General features: G+C 63.1%; 6 protein-coding genes. 2 read left to right on the top strand and 4 right to left on the bottom strand.

The window, feature by feature from the left end; all coding sequences use genetic code 11:
* The first annotated feature begins 16 nt into the window (after nt 1-16).
* Nucleotides 17-505 carry an MmcB family DNA repair protein gene (locus PY649_RS13080; RefSeq protein WP_285868849.1) on the top strand — a complete coding sequence of 163 codons (489 nt, stop codon included), beginning with the start codon at nt 17-19 and terminating at the stop codon, nt 503-505.
* Nucleotides 506-507: 2 nt separating this feature from the next.
* Here the strand turns inward: PY649_RS13080 and PY649_RS13085 are convergent, their stop codons facing one another.
* From PY649_RS13085 to lhpI, 4 genes are all read right to left on the bottom strand, one after another.
* On the bottom strand, nt 508-1,095 hold the full coding sequence (locus PY649_RS13085; protein WP_285868850.1) for an ActR/PrrA/RegA family redox response regulator transcription factor: 588 nt from the start codon (nt 1,093-1,095) through the stop codon (nt 508-510).
* Between the two features lie 74 nt (nt 1,096-1,169).
* Complete coding sequence (locus tag PY649_RS13090) at nt 1,170-2,507, bottom strand: ActS/PrrB/RegB family redox-sensitive histidine kinase (RefSeq protein ID WP_285868851.1); 1,338 nt, start codon at nt 2,505-2,507, stop codon at nt 1,170-1,172.
* 2 nt (nt 2,508-2,509) lie between these two features.
* Nucleotides 2,510-4,972, bottom strand: coding sequence for an ATP-dependent helicase HrpB (gene hrpB / locus PY649_RS13095; RefSeq protein ID WP_285868874.1), 2,463 nt, complete (start codon nt 4,970-4,972; stop codon nt 2,510-2,512).
* Nucleotides 4,973-4,977: 5 nt separating this feature from the next.
* Entirely contained in the window at nt 4,978-5,928 is a 951-nt protein-coding gene (gene lhpI, locus PY649_RS13100) for a bifunctional Delta(1)-pyrroline-2-carboxylate/Delta(1)-piperideine-2-carboxylate reductase (RefSeq protein ID WP_285868852.1), read from the bottom strand.
* Nucleotides 5,929-5,970: 42 nt separating this feature from the next.
* On the opposite strand from lhpI, the gene PY649_RS13105 reads away from it, so the two are divergent.
* On the top strand, nt 5,971-6,230 hold a 260-nt coding region (locus PY649_RS13105), incomplete at its 3' end, for a hypothetical protein (RefSeq protein WP_285868853.1).

A 6,230-nucleotide genomic window follows, 5' to 3' on the forward strand; every position in this document is an offset into this window, starting at 1 on the left:
GTCCCCGAGGCAATTCATGACGATTTTGAGCGTTTACAATAACAATCCGTTAATAGACGGCCGCCAGTCGGAACGGGCGATGCTTGTACGCAGAGGTGTGCAATTATTACTGCACGAGATGCGCCATGCCGTCTTGCCGGAATTGCCGCTCGCAAGCGGTCGCCGCGCCGACCTCATCACCCTCTCCGAAAAAGGAGAGATCTGGATCATCGAGATCAAATCCTCGATCGAGGATTTTCGCGTCGACCGCAAATGGCCGGATTACCGCACGCATTGCGATCGGCTGTTCTTCGCGACACACAAGGACGTGCCGCTCGATATCTTCCCGGAAGAGTGCGGGCTTTTCCTGTCGGATGGTTATGGCGCACACATCATCCGCGAGGCCCCGGAACATCGCCTGCCGCCGGCCACGCGCAAATCGGTGACGCTGAACTTCTCCCGCGCGGCCGCCCAGCGGCTGATGCAGGCCGAATGGGCGACGGGCAAGTCTTTCTCGGTTGAATGACGTTATTTCGGCGCGCGCTTGGCGAGGATGCGTTGCAGCGTGCGGCGATGCATGTTGAGGCGGCGGGCCGTCTCGGAAACGTTGCGCTCGCACATTTCGTAGACGCGTTGGATATGCTCCCAGCGCACCCGATCCGCCGACATCGGATTTTCCGGCACCTCGGCCTTTTCGCCCGGCCGCTGCGTCAGCGCCGCATAGACGTCGTCAGCGTCCGCGGGCTTGGCGAGATAATCGAGAGCACCGAGCTTCACGGCCGTTACAGCGGTCGCGATATTGCCGTAACCGGTCAGCACGACGATATGCGTATCGTCGCGCCGCTGCCGGATCGCTTCGATGACGTCGAGGCCGTTGCCGTCACCGAGGCGAAGGTCGACCACGGCGTATTTCGGTGGAGTGGCCTTGGATTTGGCGACGCCTTCCGCCACCGATTCCGCTGTCTCGACCATAAAACCGCGTGTCTCCATGGCGCGTGCCAGTCGGCGCAAAAAAGGTCCGTCGTCATCGACGATCAGCAATGTCGCATCCGGACCGATATGGTCCGCCACGTCTTTGGCCCCCCCGTGAGGGTCGGTGAGCTCTTTATCTGTCATTATTTTCAATCCCGGCGGCTGACCGCCTGCATAGTCCTATTGACCTTAACGACCGGTGTTTTAAGCCGTGAAAATCATTTTGTCGAATTACTGTCTATCAACATTCGGGGCCATTCGATGCGGATGCGCGCGCCCGGCGTTTCCGGATCGCGATTGCCGAAGGTAAGCGTCGCACCCGATCGTTCCAGCAGGGTTTTTGCTATGAACAGGCCGAGCCCGAGGCCGCCGGCCGTGTCGTCACGCTGCCTAGTTGTGACATAGGGTTCGCCGATCCGCGTCAAGATATCTGCGGAATAGCCGTTGCCGTCATCCTCGATGACGATCGTCAGCGTATCGGGATCGTATTCCACCGTGACGGTCACTTTCTTTCGCGCGTAGTCGACCGCGTTTTCGATGAGATTGCCGAGCCCATACATGATGCCGGCATTGCGGTTCAGCACGGGCTCGCCGGTCCGCGGGCTCTTTTCGATCAGCTCAAGATTGATGCCGAATTCCCGGTGGGGCGCGATGATTTCCTCCATCATCGACGACAGCGTCAGCCGTCGCATATGCGCCTCGTCTTCGGAGGAGAGCGTCGTCAGCCGCCGCAGGATATCGCGACAGCGTTCGCTCTGGCTGCGCAGCAGCGCCACATCCTCGCGGAAGCGATCGTCATGGCCGAGCTCGCGCTCCATCTCCTTGGCGACGACGCTGATCGTCGCCAGCGGCGTGCCGAGTTCGTGGGCGGCAGCGGCAGCCAGCCCATCGAGCTGCGACAGATGCTTTTCTCGCTGCAGCACCAGTTCCGTTGCAGACAAGGCGTCGGCGAGCTGTGTCGCCTCCATGGAGACGCGATAGGCGTAGAAGGCGGCAAAGGCCATCGTCGAGGCGATCGAGCACCAGACGCCAAGCTGCATCACGCTATGGATGTTGACCTCGACGCCGCCGTACCAGGGCAGCGGAAAGGGTGAAAAGGCGAGCCCGGTGATGCAGATCATCGCCAGCACGATCAACGCCATGCTGTAGCGGATCGGCTGCGAGGCGAAGGAGATGATGACCGGCACGCAGACTAATGCGGAAAAAGGATTAGCAAGCCCACCGGTGATCAGTAGCAGCCCGCAGAGCTGCAGGAGATCGAGGCCGAGGAGCGCAAAGGCGGCCGGTGGCTCAAGACGATGCGTCGGCGGATAGCGCAGCGTCAGGAAGAAATTGATCCAGGCAAGACAGGCGATCAAGACGCCACAGGCCAGCAGCGGCATGGGAAATTTCAGCCAGAAGGCGACGATCATCACCGTCACCGTCTGACCGCCGACCGCAAGCCAACGCAGGCGCACCAGCGTCTGCAGCCTGAGCCGCCGGCTGGTGTGGTGATCGTCCTGCGGCTTGGCGTCCGCATCCGGCATCCTGTCCAATCCTCTGAAGAATCTGGCCATCCTCAGGTACCACGCGGTTTGGCTCTTGTCGTCGGCAAAGCATCTGCCGGGTCCTCCGGCCAGGGATGCCTCGGATAACGTCCGCGCATATCGGCACGCACGTCCTTCCATGATCCGGCCCAGAAGCCGGGCAGATCGCGCGTCGTCTGGATCGGCCGGTGCGCCGGCGACGTCAGCTCCAGCACCAGCGGCCGCCGGCCGCCGCCGATGGCCGGATGCTGCTTCAGGCCGAAAAGTTCCTGAACGCGGATCGTCAGCAGCGGTTCCTCGCCCTCATATTGGATCGGATGGCGCTGGCCGGTCGGCGCTTCGAAATGTGTCGGCGCCATCCGGGCGAGGTCGCGCTGCAGCTCATGCGGCAGCAGCGACATCAGCCCATTGGAGAGTCCGCCGGCGGAAATGTCGGACAGGCCGCGCGCGTCAGTCTGGAACGGTGTGAACCATTCCTCAAGCCGCGAAAGCAGGGCTCCCTCGCTCATATCGGGCCACGGCTCCCCGATCGTCCGGTGCAGGAAGCCGATCCGTTCGAGCAATTGCGTCGCCTCTTTCGAAAAAGGCAGCACCCCGATCCCGAGCTCGCGAATGCCCTCAACCAACGCTTTCGCCGCCTGGTCCCCGGATGGCCGGGGCAATGGTGTTTCCTCGAAGACGATGGCGCCGAGCCGGGTGACGCGCCGCGCCCGCACCTGACGGCTGGCCTTGTCGAAGATGCTCTGGTCTTCCGTGCGAATCTCGCCCGGCAGATGCTCTTCGACGTCAGCACGCGAAATTTCCGCCGCCGCCAGGATGCGGGCTTGCGCCGCCCGGCCGGTCAGATCGGCAATCACCAGCATCTGCGACCCAGACAAGCGCTCCGTCTCCGGCAATTCGGCGCCGCGCCCGTTCGCCATGACGAAGCGCCCGCGGCCGCCGCGCTGCAGGGCAATGCGGTCGGGGAAAGCATGCAGCAGCAACGAGCCAGTCAACACCGACGCGGCGGCAGCTTTGCTCTCGCCCGCTGTTGTCGCCAGCCTCGCGGCCAGCCGGCGCGACGCCTCGGCCCGTTCACCCTTTTCCGTCTTGAACCGCCGGAGGCGCTCTTCCAGATCGACGCTCTGGCCGCCCAACCCCTGTTCCGTCAGCAGCACGGCCAGCATCGCCGCCTCCCGCGCCTGGCCGAACTCGGCTGCCGAGATCACCATGGCCGAAAGCCGCGGCGGCAAGGCCAGATCGCGCATCAGCCTCCCGCGCGCGGTCAGCCCGTTTTCGGCGTCCAGTGCCCCCAGTTGCCGCAGCAGCGCGCGCGCCTCTGCGAGTGCCGTCGCCGGCGGCTGATCGACGAAGGCAAGAGTAGCCGGATCCTGCACGCCCCAATGGGCGAGATCGAGCGCTAGCCCGGAAAGATCGCTGGACAGGATTTGCGGCGGCGTGAAGGCCGGCAATGCCGCGGTCTGGCCTGGATGCCACAGCCGAATCGCGATACCCGGCTCCGTTCGCCCCGCGCGGCCGGCGCGTTGATCGGCGGAAGCCCGTGATACCCGCACCGTTTCCAGCCGGGTGATGCCGGTCGACGCCTCAAAGACGGGCAGCCGTTGCAGACCGCTGTCGATGACGATGCGTACGCCGTCGATGGTGATCGATGTTTCGGCGATCGACGTCGCCAGCACGATCTTGCGCGTGCCTTTCGGCGCCGGGCGGATCGCCGCGTCCTGTTCCTTCTGGCCGAGATTGCCGTAAAGTGGCGCGATCACCGTTTCCGGCGCCAATCGGTCCTCAAGTCTCTCCACGGTGCGGGTGATTTCCGCCTGCCCGGGCAGAAAAGCGAGGATCGAGCCCTGTTCCGTCGCATGTGCGTCGAGGATGGCACGTGTCACCGTGTCCTCGATGCGCTCGCCGGCCGGCCGGTCCTGATGGCGGATGTCGATCGGAAAGCTCCTGCCCATGCTTTCGATGATGGGCGGATGCTCGAGCAGGTCGGCGACGCGTTCGACATCGAGCGTCGCCGACATGACGAGAATGCGCAGATCCTCGCGCAGTGCTGATTGCACGTCGAGCGCCAATGCCAGGCCGAAATCCGCATCCAGCGAGCGCTCGTGAAATTCATCGAAGATGACCGTGGAGACGCCGGATAGTTCGGGATCGTCGAGGATCATCCGCGCGAACACGCCTTCGGTCACCACCTCGATGCGCGTTTTAGCCGAAATTCTGACGTCGAGACGCATGCGATAGCCGACGGTGTCGCCCACTTGCTCGTTAAGCAGTGATGCCATCCGCGCCGCCGCTGCCCTTGCTGCCAGCCGCCGCGGCTCCAGCAGGATGATCCGGCCGTCGCCGCGCCAGCTTTGACTAAGCAGGTAAAGCGGCACCAGCGTCGTTTTGCCGGCGCCGGGGGGAGCCGACAGAACCGCGCGCCGTTCTTCGGCGAGCGCAGCGCCGATATCGGCGAGCACATGCGAGACCGGCAACTCGGGCAGCGAAGGTATCATGCGCGTCACGCCTGCTGGCCTCGTGTATGTTCATAGGCAAGGATCGCGCCGGCGAGGTCCTCCAGCGCTGCACCCACCGATTTGAACAGGGTTATGTCGTCGTCATTCGTGCGTCCCGGCCGCGTGCCGCGTATGAGCTCGCTGAGCTCCGCGTGGATCGCATCTTCCGTCAGCACGCCGCTTTTCAGCGGCTGCACGATATCGCCGGCTTCCTTCATCGCCCCGGCGCGCGTATCGACGAAGACTTGCGCGCGCCGGATCGAGACGTCATCGGTCTCGCGCATGTCCGGCTTGAAACCCCCGACCAGATCGAGGTGCGCCCCGGGCTTCAGCCATTCGCCCTGGATAACCGGCGTGCTCGACAACGTTCCGCAGGAGATGATGTCGGCGCTGCGGGCGGCGGCCTCTAGATCGGTGACGGCTTGGACGTTCAAACCAAGCGCACGCGCGTCGTCCGCCACCTGTTGTGCCTTGTCGCGATCGCGGCCCCATACCTCGATCCGCTTCAGCTTCCGTCCCTCCGCATGCGCCTGGATCAGGTTGAGCGACAGCCGCCCCGTGCCGCAGACAAGCAGTTCTTCCGCATCCGCGCGTGATAGATAGCGGGCCGCCAGTGCCGAAGTGGCCGCCGTCCGCCGTGCCGTGAGCTCGCCGCCGTCGATCGCCGCCAGCATCTCGCCCGACCTGCCGGAGGAAAGCAGGTAGGTACCGAAAATTGCCGGAAGTGCGCGTCCGGCATTGCCCGGAAAAACCGAAACCATCTTCACGCCCATATATTGTCCCGGCAGCCAGGCCGGCATCAGCAGCAGCGTCGCATTACTTTCGCCGGGCACCTCCATGTCATGGTGATGCCGCACCGGCATGACGCAGTCGCCGGCAAACATCTTGGCGATCGCTTCGATCAGCGTCGGCCAAGCGAGCGCTGCACGGGTTTGCTTTTCGTCGAGGACCAACATTGTCCGCTCCTTCATTGCTCAGCTTCTATTAGGTCCTGGGCTATGAACTGGCAATTGCTGGCCCGTCACGGCGTTGAGCTGGTCTTGAAAGCCGATAGTTCGCACTCCGTCTCTTTGACGGAGATGGATTCTTCGGAGACTCGTAAAATAAATCCTGAAAAGGCCCCTTGGGAGGGCGTTTTTCCTGTGAAGTTGTATCCACACACAAATTCTCTTTTAAAACCAATGACGTATAAAAATGTCAGAATTTTTACAACTGGGGTGTTGACTATGCTGAGGGAGGGGGTCTATAAGCCCGATCA

The sequence above is a fragment of the Rhizobium mayense genome (assembly GCF_030272705.1).
GTDB classification, from domain to species: domain Bacteria; phylum Pseudomonadota; class Alphaproteobacteria; order Rhizobiales; family Rhizobiaceae; genus Rhizobium; species Rhizobium mayense.

What these genes read in the sequence shown, in the direction of transcription:
- PY649_RS13080 (WP_285868849.1), top strand. Translation starts at nt 17, where the DNA reads ATGACGATTTTGAGCGTTTACAATAACAATCCGTTAATAGACGGCCGC.
- PY649_RS13085 (WP_285868850.1), bottom strand. Translation starts at nt 1,095, where the DNA reads ATGACAGATAAAGAGCTCACCGACCCTCACGGGGGGGCCAAAGACGTG.
- PY649_RS13090 (WP_285868851.1), bottom strand. Translation starts at nt 2,507, where the DNA reads ATGGCCAGATTCTTCAGAGGATTGGACAGGATGCCGGATGCGGACGCC.
- hrpB (WP_285868874.1), bottom strand. Translation starts at nt 4,972, where the DNA reads ATGATACCTTCGCTGCCCGAGTTGCCGGTCTCGCATGTGCTCGCCGAT.
- lhpI (WP_285868852.1), bottom strand. Translation starts at nt 5,928, where the DNA reads ATGTTGGTCCTCGACGAAAAGCAAACCCGTGCAGCGCTCGCTTGGCCG.